This window comes from Vibrio fluminensis (assembly GCF_015278125.1).
Classification (GTDB): Bacteria; Pseudomonadota; Gammaproteobacteria; order Enterobacterales; family Vibrionaceae; genus Vibrio; species Vibrio fluminensis.
In genome coordinates this window covers 1-19,292 of the sequence record NZ_JADILO010000022.1, presented here as the reverse complement: position 1 = coordinate 19,292, position 19,292 = coordinate 1, and the positions used below count along the sequence as shown (strand labels likewise).

At 43.7% G+C, this 19,292-nt stretch carries 15 protein-coding genes and 1 other annotated feature; of the genes, 5 read left to right on the top strand and 10 right to left on the bottom strand.

Annotated features, from left to right (window positions below):
* Nucleotides 1-27: 27 nt before the first annotated feature.
* The 3 genes from IRQ95_RS14640 to ettA form a co-directional block, all read right to left on the bottom strand.
* Entirely contained in the window at nucleotides 28-1,041 is a 1,014-nt protein-coding gene (locus tag IRQ95_RS14640; RefSeq protein WP_194437610.1) for a M23 family metallopeptidase, read from the bottom strand.
* Between the two features lie 9 nt (nucleotides 1,042-1,050).
* The gene (locus tag IRQ95_RS14635) at nucleotides 1,051-1,422 is read right to left on the bottom strand and encodes a PilZ domain-containing protein (protein ID WP_194437609.1); all 372 of its coding nucleotides are present in this window, start codon (nucleotides 1,420-1,422) and stop codon (nucleotides 1,051-1,053) included.
* Between the two features lie 201 nt (nucleotides 1,423-1,623).
* Nucleotides 1,624-3,291 (bottom strand): energy-dependent translational throttle protein EttA, encoded by a 1,668-nt coding sequence (ettA, locus tag IRQ95_RS14630; RefSeq protein ID WP_194437608.1) that lies wholly within the window; start codon nucleotides 3,289-3,291, stop codon nucleotides 1,624-1,626.
* A gap of 300 nt (nucleotides 3,292-3,591) precedes the next feature.
* Between ettA and sltY the strand changes: the two genes are divergently transcribed.
* Together sltY and trpR are read left to right on the top strand one after the other, a co-directional pair.
* Nucleotides 3,592-5,538 carry a murein transglycosylase gene (gene sltY / locus IRQ95_RS14625; RefSeq protein WP_194437607.1) on the top strand — a complete coding sequence of 649 codons (1,947 nt, stop codon included), beginning with the start codon at nucleotides 3,592-3,594 and terminating at the stop codon, nucleotides 5,536-5,538.
* Between the two features lie 15 nt (nucleotides 5,539-5,553).
* Complete coding sequence (trpR, locus tag IRQ95_RS14620) at nucleotides 5,554-5,850, top strand: trp operon repressor (RefSeq protein ID WP_194437606.1); 297 nt, start codon at nucleotides 5,554-5,556, stop codon at nucleotides 5,848-5,850.
* A gap of 40 nt (nucleotides 5,851-5,890) precedes the next feature.
* Here trpR and yjjX read toward each other — a convergent pair whose 3' ends face one another.
* From yjjX to IRQ95_RS14585, 7 genes are all read right to left on the bottom strand, one after another.
* Nucleotides 5,891-6,421, bottom strand: coding sequence for an inosine/xanthosine triphosphatase (yjjX, locus tag IRQ95_RS14615; RefSeq protein WP_194437605.1), 531 nt, complete (start codon nucleotides 6,419-6,421; stop codon nucleotides 5,891-5,893).
* Nucleotides 6,387-8,732, bottom strand: a complete 2,346-nt coding sequence (locus IRQ95_RS14610) for a putative bifunctional diguanylate cyclase/phosphodiesterase (RefSeq protein ID WP_194437604.1) — start codon at nucleotides 8,730-8,732, stop codon at nucleotides 6,387-6,389. The genes yjjX and IRQ95_RS14610 overlap by 35 nt, the downstream gene beginning before the upstream one ends.
* Nucleotides 8,716-9,765 carry a polyamine ABC transporter substrate-binding protein gene (locus tag IRQ95_RS14605; protein WP_228481436.1) on the bottom strand — a complete coding sequence of 350 codons (1,050 nt, stop codon included), beginning with the start codon at nucleotides 9,763-9,765 and terminating at the stop codon, nucleotides 8,716-8,718. The genes IRQ95_RS14610 and IRQ95_RS14605 overlap by 17 nt, the downstream gene beginning before the upstream one ends.
* Nucleotides 9,766-9,918: 153 nt before the next feature.
* A complete protein-coding gene (pheA, locus tag IRQ95_RS14600; RefSeq protein WP_194437603.1) occupies nucleotides 9,919-11,097 on the bottom strand; it encodes a prephenate dehydratase in 1,179 nt (392 codons plus the stop codon).
* Between the two features lie 14 nt (nucleotides 11,098-11,111).
* Nucleotides 11,112-11,232 (bottom strand) — a sequence feature (Phe leader region).
* A gap of 109 nt (nucleotides 11,233-11,341) precedes the next feature.
* A complete protein-coding gene (gene hpf / locus IRQ95_RS14595; protein WP_075651523.1) occupies nucleotides 11,342-11,674 on the bottom strand; it encodes a ribosome hibernation-promoting factor, HPF/YfiA family in 333 nt (110 codons plus the stop codon).
* Nucleotides 11,675-12,023: 349 nt separating this feature from the next.
* A complete protein-coding gene (locus IRQ95_RS14590; RefSeq protein ID WP_194437602.1) occupies nucleotides 12,024-13,463 on the bottom strand; it encodes an MltF family protein in 1,440 nt (479 codons plus the stop codon).
* 158 nt (nucleotides 13,464-13,621) lie between these two features.
* The gene (locus IRQ95_RS14585) at nucleotides 13,622-14,347 is read right to left on the bottom strand and encodes an outer membrane protein assembly factor BamD (RefSeq protein WP_194437601.1); all 726 of its coding nucleotides are present in this window, start codon (nucleotides 14,345-14,347) and stop codon (nucleotides 13,622-13,624) included.
* 130 nt (nucleotides 14,348-14,477) lie between these two features.
* On the opposite strand from IRQ95_RS14585, the gene rluD reads away from it, so the two are divergent.
* From rluD to clpB, 3 genes are all read left to right on the top strand, one after another.
* Nucleotides 14,478-15,455, top strand: coding sequence for a 23S rRNA pseudouridine(1911/1915/1917) synthase RluD (gene rluD / locus IRQ95_RS14580; RefSeq protein ID WP_194437600.1), 978 nt, complete (start codon nucleotides 14,478-14,480; stop codon nucleotides 15,453-15,455).
* A gap of 1 nt (nucleotide 15,456) precedes the next feature.
* Complete coding sequence (pgeF, locus tag IRQ95_RS14575) at nucleotides 15,457-16,182, top strand: peptidoglycan editing factor PgeF (RefSeq protein ID WP_194437599.1); 726 nt, start codon at nucleotides 15,457-15,459, stop codon at nucleotides 16,180-16,182.
* Nucleotides 16,183-16,300: 118 nt separating this feature from the next.
* Complete coding sequence (clpB, locus tag IRQ95_RS14570; protein WP_194437598.1) at nucleotides 16,301-18,874, top strand: ATP-dependent chaperone ClpB; 2,574 nt, start codon at nucleotides 16,301-16,303, stop codon at nucleotides 18,872-18,874.
* The last annotated feature ends 418 nt before the right edge of the window (nucleotides 18,875-19,292 follow it).

Sequence of the window (19,292 nt, the reverse complement as noted above, 5' to 3'; positions counted from 1 at the left end):
CGTGACCGTTATTCGTCAACGTCGCTATTATTGAACCGAGAGATCATCGCTACTGCTTGCCGTGTTGTTTACTGTGTTTACAGAGCTGTCAGTATATGGGTTGTTGGTTAAGTTGACTTGCAGACGTACATTGTCATCAATCAGTTTCACCAAAGGTGCCCATTTGATTTTTTTCTCTTTCTCAAATAGATAGTTAAAGTTATCTGGTGTCCAATCCATGGTGTATTGCGGGTTAAGTGAGCGACCTAAAAAGCGCACTTCATAATGCAGATGCGGTCCAGTGGAGTTCCCCGAGTTACCACAGGTTGCAATCACTTCACCTTTTGATACGAATTGGCCACTTTTCACTTTGAAGTATTGTAAGTGAGCGTAAGAGGTCATAAAACCAAATGAGTGACGTAATGTTAAGAAGTTACCGAAGCCTTTTTTACTTGGGCGCACGGTTTCGATTACACCATCAGCTGGAGCGACGATCGCCGTCCCACGATCACAGGTTAGATCGATGCCGGTATGAGTGTGGCGCTTACCAGTAATAGGATTGGTTCGGCGACCATACGATGATGAAATGCGGTTATAATCCAAAGGTGATTCGTTAGGGATCATGCGGAACATAGTCGCACGTACCGCAGAGTCGACAGCGGCAGCATCCAGACGATCTTCTAGGTTTTGTTCGTCCAGTGGTGCTTCATCGGATAAACCTAATACCGCTTCAACATCGTAAACTCGCTTGCCGAGCACATGTAATTGGTTACGTTTCTGTTCTAGTTCTTGGGATAGAGTGTGCGAGGTATCTATCTGTTCTTCGTAAAGCTGCTCAAAGGTTACTTTTTGCTGATTCGCGGCAGTGAGTTGTTGACGCAAATTGGTAATAGACTGATCACGTGTAGAGATATCTTTTTGCTTGGTATAAATATAACCAGCAGTACCACTAATCACGGCGAAGCTTGTGACAATAGTAAGCAGAAGAGATTTTCTACTTAAAGTGAAATGTTGTACTTCTGTTCCTGTTGGAATCGTAATTGTTATTTTTCTTTTAGGCATACAATTTTGTTAGGGAAATTCTGCTAGGTCAGAGAGCTGCTCGATTTCTCGATGCAATAACTGATCGTCGCCAACATTGAGTTCGATGATACGTTTAATATGACTGATACTATCGATATCAATATGTTCAATAATGATTCGAGTGATTTCATGCAGTTCGCCAATTATGCGCCCTTCAAGTTCGATAGTAATGTCGCTATCTGTCAGTTGGAACTTAATCGAAATAGTCTCAGAGGGATTGAGTAAATGGCTTTGTGGGCAACGGAGTAACAATCCATGTAAAGATAAATCTTTCACGGTTGCTTCTACTTCAATATCACCTTGTGAAACTACAGCAAGTGCTTGGTATACGATGCGTGAAAATCGACGACGTTCAATCATGTTGGTTCTCTTTAAAATCCATTTTTCGCAGCTTAACAGAAGAAGCCGAGTTACCATTTGGATTTGTTTTCAGTTAGTGATGAAGGTCGTTTTTGCTGGATTAACTATGCAATTCGGATAACAACAAAGGCCGCTATATTAGCGGCCTTTGAACGAATTTCAAGCAGAGATCTCATTGTATCTCTGCTGATTACATCACAATTACTTAGAAATACGCTTGTACTTGATGCGGTGTGGTTCTGCCGCTTCAGGTCCCAAAGTCTTCTTCAGCCATTCCATGTACTCGGTGTAGTTACCTTCGTAGAAGTTAACTTGACCTTCGTCACGGTAGTCGATGATGTGTGTTGCGATACGGTCTAGGAACCAACGGTCGTGCGAGATAACCATGGCACAACCTGGGAACTCAAGCAGCGCTTCTTCAAGTGCACGTAGAGTTTCAACGTCTAGGTCGTTGGTTGGTTCATCGAGTAGCAATACGTTACCGCCCGCTTTCAGCAGTTTGGCTAGGTGAACACGGTTACGTTCACCACCAGACAATTCGCCGATGATCTTCTGTTGGTCAGAACCTTTGAAGTTAAAGCGAGAACAGTATGCACGCGCTGGAATTTCGAAGTTATTGATCTTAAGAATATCAGCGCCTTCCGAAATTTCTTGGAAAACGGTCTTCTTATCATCCATGCTGTCACGGAACTGATCAACCGAGGCCAGTTTTACCGTTTCACCGAGCTCAATCGAACCTGAATCCGGTTGTTCTGTACCACTTAGCATCTTGAATAGCGTTGATTTACCCGCACCGTTGGCACCGACGATACCGACGATAGCCCCTTTTGGCATGCTGAATGATAGGTCATCAATTAGAACGCGGCCATCAAATGACTTAGTCAGGTTGTTGACTTCAAGAACCTTGTCACCTAGACGCTCACCTGGCGGAATGAACAATTCGTTGGTTTCATTACGTTTCTGGTGATCGCTGCTTTGTAGTTCTTCGAAGCGAGCCATACGTGCTTTCGATTTCGCTTGGCGACCTTTAGGGTTCTTACGTACCCATTCTAGTTCTTTCTCGATGGTTTTTTGACGAGCGCTTTCTTGAGATGACTCTTGTTGTAGACGTGCATCTTTCTGCTCTAGCCATGAGGTGTAGTTACCTTGCCATGGAATACCTTCACCGCGGTCAAGCTCTAGGATCCAGCCGGCAGCGTTATCTAGGAAGTAACGGTCGTGCGTGATCGCTACAACAGTACCGGTGTAATCAACAAGGAAGCGCTCAAGCCAAGCAACAGATTCTGCATCCAAGTGGTTGGTTGGTTCGTCAAGTAGCAGCATGTCTGGCTTTTCAAGTAGCAGACGACAGATTGCAACACGGCGACGTTCACCACCAGATAGGTTTGCAATTTTTGCATCCCATTCAGGTAAGCGTAGTGCGTTCGCTGCACGCTCAAGAGCATTCTCTAGATTGTGACCATCTTTTGCTTGAATCAGTGCTTCTAGTTCACCTTGCTCTTTTGCAAGTGCATCGAAGTCAGCATCAGGTTCCGCGTAAGCTGCGTATACCGCATCAAGACGAGTTAATGCACCAGCAACGTCGCCAACCGCTTCTTCAACGATTTCGCGTACAGTTTTTGATTCATCAAGAACGGGTTCTTGCGGCAAGTAACCTACGTTGAGGCCTGGTTGAGGGCGTGCTTCACCATCAATATCGGTATCGATACCAGCCATGATACGTAGCAGTGTTGATTTACCTGCACCGTTCAGACCAAGTACACCAATTTTTGCACCAGGGAAGAAGCTTAGAGAAATGTCTTTTAGAATTTGACGCTTCGGTGGCACAATCTTGCTCACCCGCGACATGGTATATACGTATTCAGCCATTGCCGATCGTTCCTAACTTTCTGTATACATAAACGAGTATTTTACACCAACCGAACAAGCTTTGTTACCGATACTGACAATTGGTGCAGATAGAGAAAGCATACTAATGAAATTTGCATGATAGGGAAGTGGAATTGATTAAATGTGTCACACTTATATGAAATAATTTTTTCGAGCTAATTCTTGTCTCGCAGATCTATGCTTACTTAAACTATTTAACGTGTATATGCTTTATAGAACTTATTACAATAGTTTTATATAGCATTTTTATATAATCGTTTCTCACTAGGACGAGATGACATGACGCCAAGGTTTTCTAAGTCGCTGTATTGCCTTCCTTCATCGATACTGGCTTTGTCTACGATGATATACAGCGCAGCAGGTATCGCTGCTACTCCATTATCTGAGCAAAGGGCCCTTTATGACCAAGCTCAGCAGTTACTTGATAACAAGCAAGTAGGTAAGTACCTAGAATTGCGACCAAAGATCGCATCTTATCCACTTACTCCTTATGTTGATTATCGAACCTTTTTACTGCAATTAGGTGATAAATCACCACAACAAGTGAACGCTTTCGTTTCTGAGTATCAAGATTTTCCGTTTTCCAACCGCATTCAAGCGCCTTATTTAGATCGATTGGCTGGCCGTAAACAGTGGCAAACTTTACTCGAGTTCCAGACACAGTTGCCACGCGGAGAGAGGTATCAATGCCATTTCTATAATGCCCACTTACAGACAGGTAACCAAGAGTTAGCCTTTAAAGGCGCAGAGGATTTATGGCGTCACGGACGCAGTATTTCAGATGCTTGTGATCCATTGTTTGCTGCATGGGACAAAGCAGGGCTGAGAACTGACCAACAAATACTGGATCGTATGTTACTGGCTTTCGATGCTCGCAATGGCAATTTACTCAATTATCTTTCGAAGCAAGTCGATTCCGCACAAGCGAAACAACAAGCGAAGAAGATGCGAGCGCTTTTTAACCAGCCAAGTGATGTCAATCAGTTTGCAAAGCAAAATACAGCGAATGATTTTCATCGTAAACAAAGTGAAATGGCGCTGAAAAAACTCGCTCGAATGGATGTTAAACAGGCTCAAAAAGCTTGGCGCAGTGTGGTTGATGGGCAGAAAATGTCACAGGCAGAGGCGCAACAGTTAGCCGATTATATTTCGCTTCGCTTGATCAATACGGACTCTTCTGCGCTTGCTGAATGGCGAGACAAGCACATTGCTACTTCGAATAATACGAAACTTATTGAGCGACGTATTCGTCTCGCGATTCAACATGCCGATTGGCAAGATATCGAGCGTTGGATTAGCGTATTACCAGAAAAGCCGCAAACCACGCTGCGTTGGCAATATTGGCTAGCGCGTTCTGAAATGGCTTTAGGGAAAAGCAAACAAGCGAATCAACGTTTAGAGAAAATGGTAGGGAAACGTAACTTCTATAGCGTCGCGGCGGCAAAAGAACTAGGACGCTCAGTCGTGTACCCGCAGAGCACGCTTACACTAGACCGCGATGTTGTGAAACCATTCGATAAAAGTCTGGTCCGTATTGGCGAACTGATTGATCGCGACAAAATCGCTGCGGCAAAGAGTGAATGGCGTCATTTACTAAATAGAGCGACTCAGCAACAACAAGAGCAATTGACCGCATATGCGGCATACAAACGTTGGCATCATTTAACCGTGACGGGCAGTATTGAAGCGAAAATGTGGGATAACATTAAACTTCGTTTCCCTATGGCTCATCGATGGTGGTTTGATTTTTATGGAGAAAAGCACAGTGTTGATCCAATTACGCTGATGTCATTAGCTCGCCAAGAGAGTGCGATGGATGTTGAGGCGAAGTCGCCGGTAGGCGCTCGAGGCATTATGCAGATCATGCCATCGACGGCAAAATATACGGCCCGAAAATTTGAACTAGAGTATTCGGGGAGTAAAGACCTCTATCAAGTAGGTAAAAATATCGAGATTGGTAGCCGTTATTTGCAAAGTCTACTGGAGAAATACGATAACAATCGAATTTTCGCATTTGCCGCGTATAATGCGGGACCAGGAAGAGTAAAAACGTGGCGCGAGAGAACGCAAGGAAAATTAGATGCTTATGCGTTTATTGAAGCCATTCCGTTCAATGAAACTCGCGGTTATGTACAAAACATATTGATGTTTGAAACCTACTACCGTGATTTAATTGGCGCAGATGGTGCTTTTCTCAAACCACATGAAATGAACACTAAGTATTAAGCGAGCGCGCAAATCATGTCACAACAACCAGAGTATACTGACTGGCAACAAATCTTAGATTTGATTAAACATAGTGCAGCAACTGATCAGCATGAAATGTTGTTGACCATGTTATTAACCCCAGATGAAAGAGACTCTCTTGTGGCGCGTGTCAATATTCTACGCGAATTACTCAAAGGTGACTTATCACAACGCCAAATCAGCCAAATGCTTGGTGTTGGCGTTGCGACGATCACTCGTGGCTCCAATGAACTTAAATCGAAAAGCTCAGAAGAGAAGCAAGTGATTACAGAATTACTTGAACGCCAATAAGATAAAGGTGCCAGATGGCACCTTTATTGTTGTGTGCTGATTAGATATTTGCCGCGTAGTGGAGAGGGTTGCTGAAAGGTATCAGCGCCAAAATTAAAGCTTGGTGGTAGACCGAACTGCGAGTTAGTTGGTGTTGAGTTAAAAGCCCAATTGCGCCGCCTTTCTGTTTAATATTCTCGGTATTAAACTCTTTATCCATTATGCAGCCGAGTTCTACGGAATGATCTAATTGCTCAGCAACTTTAGGCGGTAACATCATACTCGCTGAGCGAGACTCACCGCGCTGGGTATCTGACTCAATCACCATCCAAGCGAAGGTGACCCCATTTTCTACCCCTGCTTCTAACCCTACATAGTAGTCGCCCGCAATAGATTGTTTTGCGTTACGCACTCGGTTGAGCGCACCTTGATAAGTTTCTTGATTACTCATTGGTTGGTCAGCGACCCCACTTGGCACACTAATACCGCGGAAATGAAACTGCTGTTGAGGGAACACGGCGTTAAACGCGCTTTCTACCGCGCTTATTTTCGCGGGATTAAGCGAGGCGACGATAACGGTTCGTACTGGCATCTTTGTTTACCTTAGTCGTGGCAGCAAAATCCTTTAACTGACTCAGTTTGACAGGTGGAGATAAGTAATAACCTTGCATGTAATCACATTGATTTTCTTCAAGCCAATGATGCATCTCTGCCGATTCAATTCCCTCAGCGGTGACGAGCATTGCTTGCGAATGGCATAAATCAACCAGAGGTTTCACTACCTTACGGTTATTTGTCTTAATGAGTGCGGCTAAGAATTCGCGGTCCAGTTTGATTTTCTGTACTGGGTATTCTACTAACTGTGTGATGGATGTATAGCCCGAACCGAAGTCATCAATCGCCAATTTGAAACCCATAGTGGATAGCTCATGGAGCAGAGTATAGCTTTGAGAATCCGTGGCAAAAGTTTCAGTAATCTCAAAGTCGATTAGATGTGGCTGTACCTGATATTGCAAAGAGATCATCTCAATAAACGTGGCTAACTGCTTAGAATCTAGCTCGGCAGAAGAAAGATTGATTGATAGTTGAATATCATGACTAAATATCTCTTGGATACTGACAAAGTCGCTAAAGGCACGTTCGATCACCCAACGGTCGATGCCGCCAAACAAGCCGGTTTTTTCTGAGATGGGAATAAACTCTTCTGGAGGAACGATGCCTAATTTAGGCGAGTGCCAACGTAAAAGAGCCTCAACACCCACAATTTTCTTTCCGGTTCGATCGAAATAAGGTTGGTAAAACAGCACAAATTCGTTGTCATAGTCACCAATTCTTAACGCGCGCTCAATTTGAGTTCGACGACGGACAGAATTATCAAGCTCATGAGAATAATCAGAAAGTTGGTTTTTTCCGGCTCGTTTAGCTTGATACATAGCAGTATCGGCGCTTGAAAGTAAGCTCTCTAAACTCTTACCATCTTTCGGGTAACTGGCAATACCAATACTTGCCGTGATGGGTAAGTTACCTAATGGGGAGTCAATATTATCAATCAAAGGATTGAGAATTGATTGAGCCAGTTTGTTTGCTTGGTTTTCATCTCTTCTTGCTGAAATAAAAATAGCAAACTCATCACCTGAAAGTCTGGCAGCTAAGCAATTGACATTATTTGATTTTTTCCAATCATAACAAAGCCTATTAACGTGCGCAGCGAAGTGAGTCAATAGTTCGTCTCCAGCACTGTGGCCATATTTGTCATTTACATACTTAAAATTATCTAAGTCGATATACAGAATCCATGCATGCTTAAAGTGAGGATTTTTTGTTAACTGTTTAGTGACGTAGGTTTGAAATTGATAGCGGTTGGCGAGTCCAGTCAGATGATCATTCTCAGCCATAGCTTTGGTTTTTTGATAAGAAGATTGTAGCTCTTGATACATGCTATGAAATCGGTACGACAAGCGACCAATTTCATCTTCATTTGGGAGCATTTCAATGTTATGTCTTTGTTTTCTCTCAACTTCAAGCAGTTGTCTATCGAGTTTCGCTAGCGGACTTGTCACGTGTCGATAGAGCAAAATAAGTAACATGAATAAGGTGAAGATTGAAGAGCCGGTAAAAAACACGAACAGTTTGCTTTTGATTGCTTGTAACTTGTCTTCAAGCAAATAACTGGCTGGATCTAGGGTTGCGAAAAGACCGGATTTTAATTCGATCGATTGATTTAGCCCGCTTTTATCCACCGGATGCGAGGTGAAAAATATCGAACTATCGTTATCAAACTCAATGATGCGCTGTAGTTGATCGAATTGTTCTAAGGTCATGTAAACCATAAAAATAGAAGCATGATTTCTATCTTTATTTGGTGATTTTCGCCATGATTTAGGGTCGATTACTTGGTAATAAACCAAGATACTTTGCCCTTGCTGATTCTTGCTAAAGCCAATATGTTCCTCTTCGCTTATCAGAGCAGAGGCTATTTTGACGTAATCCAGAGCTCGGTTGTCTATGACTGAAAAAGGATCTTTCTGGTTATCAGCAAAAAAACGTGGGATTTGCCTTTCATCAAGAATCGCAATGCCAATTGAGTCTTGGGAAATGGATTGAAAGCTATTGATGACACGCTGCATATTGCTAAGCATTTCCATTTCGATAAATGGATTGCCGCGATGGCGTAAGTATTGAAGCACTGTTTCACTTCGAGAAAGAGTGAGCGCATAGCTATTGATCAGAGAATAAGACTGGCGAAAGTGACCCGCCAACTTTTCCATAGTTAATTGCAAGTAACTGGTTTCTCTTTTGATCAATGCATCTTTTTGGTTTTGAAATATGCCATAACTTGAAACAGCGGCACTGATTAAGATAACTGGTGCGACAAGTAGCAGGACTCTAGTATTGAGTTTCATGGTCAATTAAAAGCTGACTTAAGATTTTTGCCCGAAGGCTTATATTTTCGGCTGAAAGAACTTGTTCCATCTGACGAACAAGAATATTTTCGGTTTCAGCTGACAATAATGCATCATTAAGATACCAACCGGGCAGCAGTTTTCTCGCACTCCTATTCGTAGTTGCAGCTTTGATTTCTGTTGCATTTGTTGCAGAAATATTGGGAGATGATACGTAGCTAATAAATCGCTTGGCTAACGCTTGCTTGGCTGATTTCTTGTTGATTGTTAGGCAGTCCAACCAAAGCTGTGGTTGTTGACTAAGCGCTACAAAGCGCCATATATCTTTACCGCTTTGTTGATTGAGTAAATGTTGGTCTCCGCTATAAGCCATGGCAAGGAATAACTCCTGAGCATTACTTTCTTGATTCATGAATGTGAGTGGGTATTGATAAGTGAGCACATGCTGATTAAATCGACGCATCGCTTGGTAAGTTTGTTTGAGCGCGACAGCGTTGTCAGTATGTGGTGATATTCCTCGGCTAAGCAAGAAAGGAAGAAAGCTGTCAGTCGTGTCATTAAGTAAACCTATATGGCCACTTAATTCAGGTGGAGGCCGGATAAATTCCGCCCAAGTCTTCGGTGGATTTTTAACTTTATCTGTACGGTATACGACACCCACGGAGCCCCAAAAATAGGGTTGCCCAAATTCACCACAAGCTTCTAGCCAAAATTTGTCGTGGTGCTTTCGGTTCTTAATCTTAGTGATTTCGGAAAGTTTTCCCAGCTCTGCAAAGACGTTGGTTGAAATGTTGTCGAGGACTAAGATATCGAAGGGAAGGTTTTGGTTCCCGCTTAATAAAATGTCCCTATCATCATTACTGTCGAAATGCGTAATATTAAGGGTGATTCCAGTCTCTTTCTGCCATTGGTTGATCACACGAGTGGAAAGCGTGTCTTCCCACATGAGCAGATTTAACTGTTTAGCAGATAAAGAAAAACTCACTGTTGGTATAAACAACAGCGAGTAATAAAACAATGTCCTTATTGTCATGCGGTGTTACCGAATCCTTTTTTTAGATAACGCCGAGCAGTGTGGTGCAATCCGTGACCGACACAAAACAAGCTCAAAGAGTGAGCATGCTATTAAATTTTATAAAAAGTGTCAGTCACAGTTGGTGTGTTTTTTGAGCCAAGTGGTAATTATTTACACTAATTTTACTTGAGTGGGTTTTACGTTCTCACTTGGGTAACAACCTAATACTTTTAAGTGCTTAGTAATGCGAGTCAGTTCAGAAAGTGCATTTTGCATGTTTTCTGCGTCCAAGTGCGCATCGACATCCACATAGAACATCTCTTCCCATGGGTTACCCATGATTGGTCTTGACTCAAGTTTAGTCATGTTAATCTCATAACGTTGCAGTACCAGCAAAGTTGCGACTAGTGAACCGGTCTCTTGTGAGGTAGACATGATAAGCGTGGTTTTGGCTGGAATTTGCGGAGAGACTTCAACGGGTTTGCGTGCGACAACGATAAAACGTGTATGGTTTTCAGTTTGGTTGGCAATGTTGCCTTGAATTGGCTGTAAGCCGTAGATTTTTCCTGAAGAAGCATTGCCAATGGCTGCCACATCAGAGCGGTTCAGCTCGCGTACTTTTTGCATTGCATCCGCTGTGCTAGCGCACGTTTTCAGCTCAATATTTTTTAAGCGTCCGATGAACTCACTGCATTGCTGGTGAGGCTGTGGGTGTGAGTAGAGGGTCGTTAGGTTCTCTAGACGGATTTCTTCAGTTGCAACCAAACAGTGCTCAATCGGTAAGGTGATTTCACCGACGATATATAGCGTGGTGTGTTGCAATAGATCGTAGACTTCATTGATCGAACCTGAACTGGTGTTTTCAATCGGTAGCACACCGTAATCGGCATGACCAGATTCTACCGTGCTAGCAACTTCTTTAAAGCCTTCGCAATTGAGTTCGATTAATTCAGTATTTTTACGGCTGAAATATTCACGACTTGCGAGATGTGAGTAAGAGCCTTTTGAACCAAGAAAAGCAACGCGAGCCAGTGGTTTTCGACTCAGTTCAGGATTCGCAAGATTTTGTAAGTATGACTGCTGCAGAAGTACGGAGTCTTCAATAATCGCATGGAATAGCTTAGTGATGTACTGGGCATCAAGTTGATACTTGTCTAAACCGTTGTTGATTAGTTTTACTAGGAGTTGCTGTTCACGCTCGGCATCACGTACAGGCTTAGCGGTGTGCACTTTGCTTTTTGCCACCTCAATACTCATCTTACGACGTTCAGAAAGTAGTTGTAGTAGCTTATCGTCTAGCTCATTAAGTCGCAGACGAATTTCGTCAAGAGAGTATTGTTGTTCTGTCATCCTAATAATCCTTACATAAAAAAACCTCCCGTTGGGGAGGCTTTCTGTTCGTTTTTGACTTATCTTCCGAAAACGAGTCAGCCCCCAAAGCTATTGGAGAAAAAACAAGTCGAAAAAGAACAGATGAGTGGGTTGCATAAATTTTATTCATTTAAGAAGTTACTCAACACAATAAGCAACCGTGTTTTCAGCGTCAAGCAAAAAAATAGCGCCCTGAGGCGCTATTTTCTAAATATCGATTTGGTTATTCCGCTTCTTCGACTTCTTCAAGCTCCGGCTTTTCGCTGCGGCGAGCTTCTGGCTTGTGGCGTAGTTTGTTTAGCTGACGTTCTAGTTTTTGTTCTACCTCGTTAACGGCAGCGTATAAATCTTCATGTAATGCTGAAGCGACAAGTTTTCCTTTTGGTACCGTGATGACTGCTTCAAACTTCATTTGTTTGTTTGGCTCCTCGCTGAAGGTCGCTTGGCAGCCAATGATATCTACTTGCCACTTCTCGAGCTTTTTAAATTTGCTCTCAATGTGATTGCGGATTGCAGAGGTGATGTCGATATTTTTACCAGTGATGTTTACTTTCATAGATGTTTTCCTCTGTTGCATCCCTCATGGGTTAACTCCAGATTACTGATTCAACCGAGAAAAAATGTGATCTATATCACTATTTTTGTCTGATATTTCTTGCTCGAAACCATTTGTGATCTCACTCAAACACTGTTGGAAATAATGTGCGAAAAAGCTTGTGAAACAAAAAAAACGCGTTAGATTGGTAAGGGTATCCAGCTAAAAAGCCACTGTTTTTTAGGGCACTTATGCGGCCTAAACAAATAGGTTGCTCATTCCTTGCTCACTGTCTAATTGTGATCTTAATCTCAAAAAAATCCACCAGATCCCAGATTCGGTTTTCTCTATCGTAATGCGTTAGCTTTAATTATTTTCCTTCCACTTCAATCGGGAATATCAAGGGGTTTGTTATCGAGTGGTCGGGTTGATTTCGGCTTTGTTGTAATAACGATAGCTGCGTATAGATAATAAAATAGCGATTTACGTTGGCGACGTATTGCACCGGTTCACGACCGATATTTCGGCGGGTGACGATCTCTACGTGTTTAAACCATCGATTTGGGTTATACCCTTGCTGACGCGCAATACGTCGCATCTTGCGAATGTTGCCTGGGCCGGCATTGTAAGAGGCAAGCGCGAAGTAGACTTTGTTCTCAGCGCTAATGCTAGTGTCATTGAAGTAGCGGTCTTTAATGAAACGCATGTATTTCACACCGGCATGAATGTTATTGTCGAGTTTGTAAATGTTAGGAATATTGATATTGGGATCTCTGGCTGTGCTGGGCAATACTTGCATGATCCCTACCGCACCCATGTGCGACACCCTCCTTTGATCGAGCCCTGACTCTTGATAGCCTTGAGCTGAAATCATCAGCGGATCGAATCCGTATTGATTGGAATATTTAGTAAAGGTATCCGCCAACGATTCTAATTTACGGATGTTTTTCGGATCGAGAACCTCCCTTAGCCATCGCGTATTTTCGAGATATTTGCCATAAATCACATTGCCCATCATGGTGCCAGAGCGGTGTTTGGCAAGGTACTGATCAACCGAGCGCTTTAGTTGAGGGCTATCTTTTCGCATTGCCCAAGCTATCACCCCGTTTTTACGCAGTGGTAGTTTCTTTTGCGCCTGAATATTGTTCATGACAGTTAGCCAAAGCTCGGCTTTGTGACTATCGAGAATCGTCGCTTTGATGTGCCCCTGATTAACCATCTCCATCACTTCGTAGTCTTGTATGGTTTCATGCAAAAAGCGGATTAACACAGGAGGTTTGCCGAGTTTATTGAGCTGGTGGTTGAGTTTTTGCAGACTTTCAAAGTAACTAGAGCTAGCGCGTACCCAAAACTCTTTACCGCTTAATTGCTTGATATCGGTGTATTGGGTTTTCTGTTTAGGGGTGATAATCCATTCTTGTACTCCCCGTCTTACTGGCGCGCTGAATTCGACCTTTTCTTGCCGTTGTTTGGTGACGGTTAGATTGGCGACCACAAGGTCACCATAGCCCTGCTCAAGTAACGGGAGAAGATCATCACGATCAACCGGAATAACTTGGAGATTGAGTTTGGCATGGCTGCGTTTGAGCTGCTTTTCAAAATGATAGAGTAGCTCAGCCAATATTCCTTTAGGTTGGCCTTGCTCAATGTAGTAAAAACCCAGGTCAGCGGATACCAAGACACGAATAACGCCTTTTTTTTCCAATTTATTTAAGTCGCCAAAATAGGGCGCCCTATCTAGGGGAGTAAGCGATAACGCCATTGCATGAAGTGGCAATAATATCAAAGACAAGCAAAGAGCTTTTAACATGAGGTAGCCTTTATAGATAACTCTATTAAAGGTAGCTTTTGTTAGGAAGTAAACAAGGTTGGGTTATACCTCAGTCGTATGTTGAGGCTATTTGGATTTAAATTAAGTGGCTGGAATAAAAAGCCGCGTTTAAACGCGGCTATGATAAATCTGAAGATTTAGATTGGGTTCAGTTTCATTAACTGACGAGTTCGTTCTGCCGGTTCTTCTAGTCCCAACTCTTCGTAAGCTTCTAATTGGATGCTCAAAGACTTACGTGCAGCTTCCGTATTTGGATAGGTCTTTTGCAGTTCCTGACAGCGATTGATTGCGGCAATCCAAGCTTCACGGCGTAGATAGAAATCAGCCGTTGCTAAATCGTATTCAGCTAAGCGATTTTTTAATGAAATCATTCGCTTATGCGCATCTTCAGCGTAAGGGCTATTTGGGTATCGTTCCAATAGTTTCTTAAAGTCTGCAAACGCGGATTTTACCGGTTCAGGATCGCGGTCGCTACGATCAATATTGAAGATATCGTGCATAAAGTTGCGATCTTGCGCCATATGCGTCAAGCCACGCATATACAATACCCAGTCTAATTTTTCATTGGTTGGGTTTAAACGAATAAAGCGTTCGATGGTAGCCAAGCCTAGCGCGAGATCATCATTTTTGTAGTAAGCGTAGATGAGATCAAGCTGAACTTGTTCTGAATACGCACCAAACGGGTAACGAGAGTCGAGAGCTTCGAGTTTCTCGATCGCTGTATTCCAACTACCTTGCTGCAGTAATACTTGAGCTTCAGAGTAAAGCTCTGATGGCGGAACATCTGGAACAATCTCTTCGCTGCTGGTACATCCGACGAGTAAACTGAGTGCCAATAATCCAGATAAAGTATGCTGTTTCATGTCAGGAGTCGATTCCTTGAAGTAAATAATTCTCTCGCTTCCGTTACTTTCTTGTCGGTAGCAGATACAATGGAGCAATATTCTTCCATACTAGTGACAATTAGTCTCACAGTTTTTAAAAAAGTTCGATATGGCTCAGCAGATTGAATTAACCAATACAGTAAAAGATAGTCAATTAGGTCAACGTCTTGACCAAGCTATCGCAGAAATTTTTTCCGATTTCTCTCGTTCGCGACTCAAAGAGTGGCTTCTTGCGGGCAAAGTGCAAGTGGATGGTGAAGTGATCACTAAACCACGTACGAGAGTTATGGGTGGCGAAGTCATCACACTACAAGCGGAGCTTGAAGATGAAGAGCGCTGGGAAGCGCAAGATATCCCATTGGATATCGTCTATGAAGATGATGACATCATTGTTATTAACAAGCCTCGTGACTTTGTCGTGCACCCTGGAGCGGGTACACCAGACGGTACGGTGCTTAATGCGTTGCTGCATCATTACCCTGATATTGCGGAAGTACCTCGTGCGGGTATTGTGCACCGTCTAGATAAAGACACTACCGGTTTGATGGTGGTGGCGAAGACGGTTCCGGCACAAACACGTTTAGTGCGTGCGCTGCAAAAACGTAATATCACACGTGAATACGAAGCGATTGCTATCGGTCGTATGACTGCGGGCGGTAAGGTGGATAAACCGATTGGTCGCCACTCGACGAAGCGTACTTTAATGGCGGTAAGCCCTATGGGTAAACCGGCAGTGACGCACTACCGTGTAGCTGAACATTTCCGTGAACATACACGCATTCGTCTGCGTCTGGAAACCGGACGTACTCACCAAATCCGTGTGCATATGTCATACCTACAGCACCCTCTGCTAGGTGACACTGCTTACGGTGGTCGTGCGCGTATACCATCAGGTGCAACACCAGAAGTGACGGACATGATTCGTCGTTTCGATCGTCAAGCGCTTCATGCGGTGATGCTGCGTTTCGAACACCCTGTTACAGGTGAAGAGCTCGAATTCCACGCTCCAGTACCTGCTGATATGGTGGCGATGACTGAAGCATTGCGCCAAGACGCTCAAGAGCACGGATTAGAAGAAGAGTACTAATATGTCGCTAATTATTCCTAACTGGAAAGTGCCTAAGCAGGTTAAAGCTATCTCGACGACACGTTTGGGTGGTCATTCTGCAGCGCCATATCAAGGTTTGAACCTTGGTAGCCATGTTGGGGATGAATTAGCAATGGTACTTGAAAATCGTCAGGTTTTGGTTGAGCTTGCTGGTATGCCGAGTGCGCCAATTTGGCTTAATCAAACCCATTCGACGCGCGTTGAAGTCGTCGATAAACCGACATCAAGCACGCTTGATGCCGATGGTTTATTTACCGATCAGCGTGGTGTTGTCTGCTCAGCGATGACGGCGGATTGCTTGCCTGTATTGTTGACTAATACGCAAGGCACACAAGTGGCTGCCGTTCATGCTGGTTGGCGTGGGCTCGCCCATGGCATTGTTGAAAATGCAGTTGAGATGTTTGAAGGTGAGGTGATTGCCTGGCTTGGTCCTGCAATTGGCCCGAGCGCCTTTGAAGTGGGTGACGATGTATTACAAGCATTCTGTGATTTTGATTCACAGGCGAGTCGTGCATTTAAACCGACGGGCACAGTGGGTAAATGGTGGGCGAATATGGATCAAATTGCCACTCAGCGCTTGAATAAACTCGGCGTAAGCCAAGTGTACGCCAGTGGCATGTGTACCTACTCTGACCCTGAACAATTCTACTCTTATCGTCGTGATGGGGTGACTGGGCGACAAGCCAGTTTAATTTGGCTCGAATAATTTAAAGGCTGACATTTTGTCAGCCTTTTTTCATTTTTGCTCCCTTGAAAATCGCGCCATGCGTAGCCATCTTTGTTAGTGAAATAGAATTACCTCAGTTGAGTTTAGGAAGGTTGAAATGCGTCTAGACAGATTTACTAGCAAGTTCCAAATCGCTATTTCTGACGCGCAGTCTTTGGCGTTAGGTCGTGATCATCAATATATTGAACCAGTCCACCTGATGGTGGCACTGATGGATCAAAATGGCAGCCCGATCCGCCCATTACTGACGATGTTAAGTGTGGATGTTTCCCAGTTACGATCGAAGCTAGGAGAAATGTTAGATCGTTTACCGAAAGTGAGTGGCATTGGTGGCGATGTTCAGCTTTCTGGTGGTATGGGCACTTTGTTTAACTTGTGTGACAAAGTGGCGCAAAAGCGTCAAGACACTTACATATCTTCCGAGATTTTCTTACTGGCGGCGATTGAAGATCGTGGCCCTCTTGGTGCGTTACTGAAAGAGTTTGGCATTACCGAGCAAAAAGTCACTGAAGCGATCGATAAGATCAGAGGCGGTCAAAAGGTTGATGACCCAAATGCTGAAGAGATGCGCCAAGCGCTTGAGAAATTTACCGTCGATCTTACCGAGCGTGCCGAGCAAGGTAAATTGGACCCTGTTATCGGCCGAGATGATGAAATTCGTCGCACGATCCAAGTTTTGCAGCGCCGAACTAAAAATAACCCAGTCATCATAGGTGAGCCAGGGGTGGGTAAAACTGCAATTGTTGAAGGTCTTGCTCAGCGCATTATTAATAATGAAGTGCCGGAAGGCTTGCGTGGTCGCCGCGTATTGTCACTCGACATGGGCGCATTAGTCGCGGGTGCGAAATATAGAGGCGAATTTGAAGAGCGTCTAAAGTCAGTCCTTAATGAACTATCTAAAGAAGAGGGCAATATCATCCTCTTTATTGATGAGATTCATACTATGGTTGGGGCAGGTAAAGGTGAAGGCTCAATGGATGCGGGTAATATGCTCAAGCCAGCCCTTGCTCGTGGTGAACTTCACTGTGTAGGAGCGACGACTTTAGATGAATACCGTCAGTATATGGAGAAAGACCCTGCGTTAGAGCGTCGTTTCCAAAAAGTGCTGGTGGATGAGCCAACCGTAGAAGATACCGTGGCGATCTTACGTGGTCTTAAAGAGCGTTATGAATTGCACCACCATGTTGAAATTACCGATCCGGCGATTGTTGCTGCAGCAACGCTGTCACACCGTTATGTCTCTGATCGTCAATTGCCAGATAAAGCGATCGATCTCATTGATGAAGCGGCGTCGAGCATTCGTATGCAAATGGACTCGAAACCGGAAGCGCTTGATAAGCTAGAGCGCAAGATCATTCAATTAAAGATCGAACAACAAGCGCTAAGTAACGAGCAAGACGACGCGAGTGAAAAACGCCTAGAGATTCTGAATCAAGAACTGCAAGAGAAAGAACGTGATTTTGCTGAGCTTGAAGAAGTGTGGAATACAGAGAAAGCCGCACTGTCTGGTACTCAACATATTAAGACTGAACTCGAGCAAGCGCGTCTTGATATGGAGTTAGCTCGTCGAGCGGGTGATTTAAGTCGTATGTCTGAGCTGCAATATGGCCGTATTCCTGAGTTAGAGAAACAACTCGACTTAGCGACGCAAGCTGAAATGCAAGAAATGACGCTTCTGCGTAATAAAGTGACTGATGCAGAAATTGCCGAAGTTCTGTCTAAACAAACCGGCATTCCAGTTTCTAAAATGCTGGAGGCAGAGAAAGAGAAGCTACTGCGTATGGAGCAAGTGCTACATAAGCGTGTCATTGGCCAAAAAGAAGCGGTTGAAGTGGTGGCGAATGCGATTCGCCGTAGTCGAGCAGGCCTGTCTGATCCAAATAAACCGATTGGTTCCTTCTTATTCTTAGGTCCAACGGGTGTGGGTAAAACCGAACTGTGTAAAACACTGGCAAACTTTATGTTTGATAGTGAAGATGCCATGGTACGTATCGACATGTCTGAGTTTATGGAGAAACACTCTGTGGCTCGCTTAGTCGGTGCGCCTCCTGGTTATGTTGGCTATGAAGAGGGTGGCTATTTAACGGAAGCAGTGCGACGCAAACCATACTCAGTCATTCTATTAGATGAAGTTGAGAAGGCGCATCCGGATGTGTTCAATATATTGCTACAAGTATTGGATGATGGGCGCCTAACTGATGGTCAAGGTCGTACGGTTGATTTTCGCAATACGGTTGTGATCATGACGTCGAACCTCGGTTCTTCGCGTATTCAAGAGAACTTTAATACACTGGATTACCAAGGTATTAAGAATGAAGTCATGGAAGTAGTCACGAAACACTTCAGACCTGAGTTCCTTAACCGTGTTGATGAAAGTGTCGTTTTCCATCCACTTGGTCAGGATCATATTAAGTCGATTGCCGCCATTCAGTTGTTACGTCTATCTAAACGTATGGAAGAGCGTGGCTACCATATGGAAGTATCAGAGAAAGCGTTGGACTTGATTGCTCAAGTTGGCTTTGACCCTGTATACGGCGCTCGACCACTAAAACGCGCGATTCAACAAAGTGTCGAGAACCCGTTGGCGAAAGCGATACTTTCAGGACGAGTTGTGCCGGATAAAACCATTAAATTGATTGTGCACAATGACCAAATCGTTGCTCACCAGTAAGTATAAGTAGAGAGAAAAGGGGCTTTTAGCCCCTTTTTTGCTGCTGTTTTAACTGTTTTGTTTAAAATCCGTGCAAACAAACCGAAAGTAGCAAAAAAACTATTGCCAGTTAAAATTATCTCCCTATAATTCGCCTCCGTTGTCACGACAAACCAAGCGGTTTAGCGAAGCAACGAGACGGTGAAAGTTAACAAACTAACTTTCAGAGAAATAACGAAAAAAGTGTTTGACACTGAAAGTTATCTCGCTAAAATTACCGTCCGCTTTGAGATGAAAGCTTAAAGCAAAGCTCTTTAACAATATAAACCTATCAATCTGTGTGGGCACTCGTTGATGATAATCCAATTAGATACTTCGGTATCAAATTCGATTTCAATGAACTGAGTGACCAATTGATACTTCGGTATCAGCACAGTCA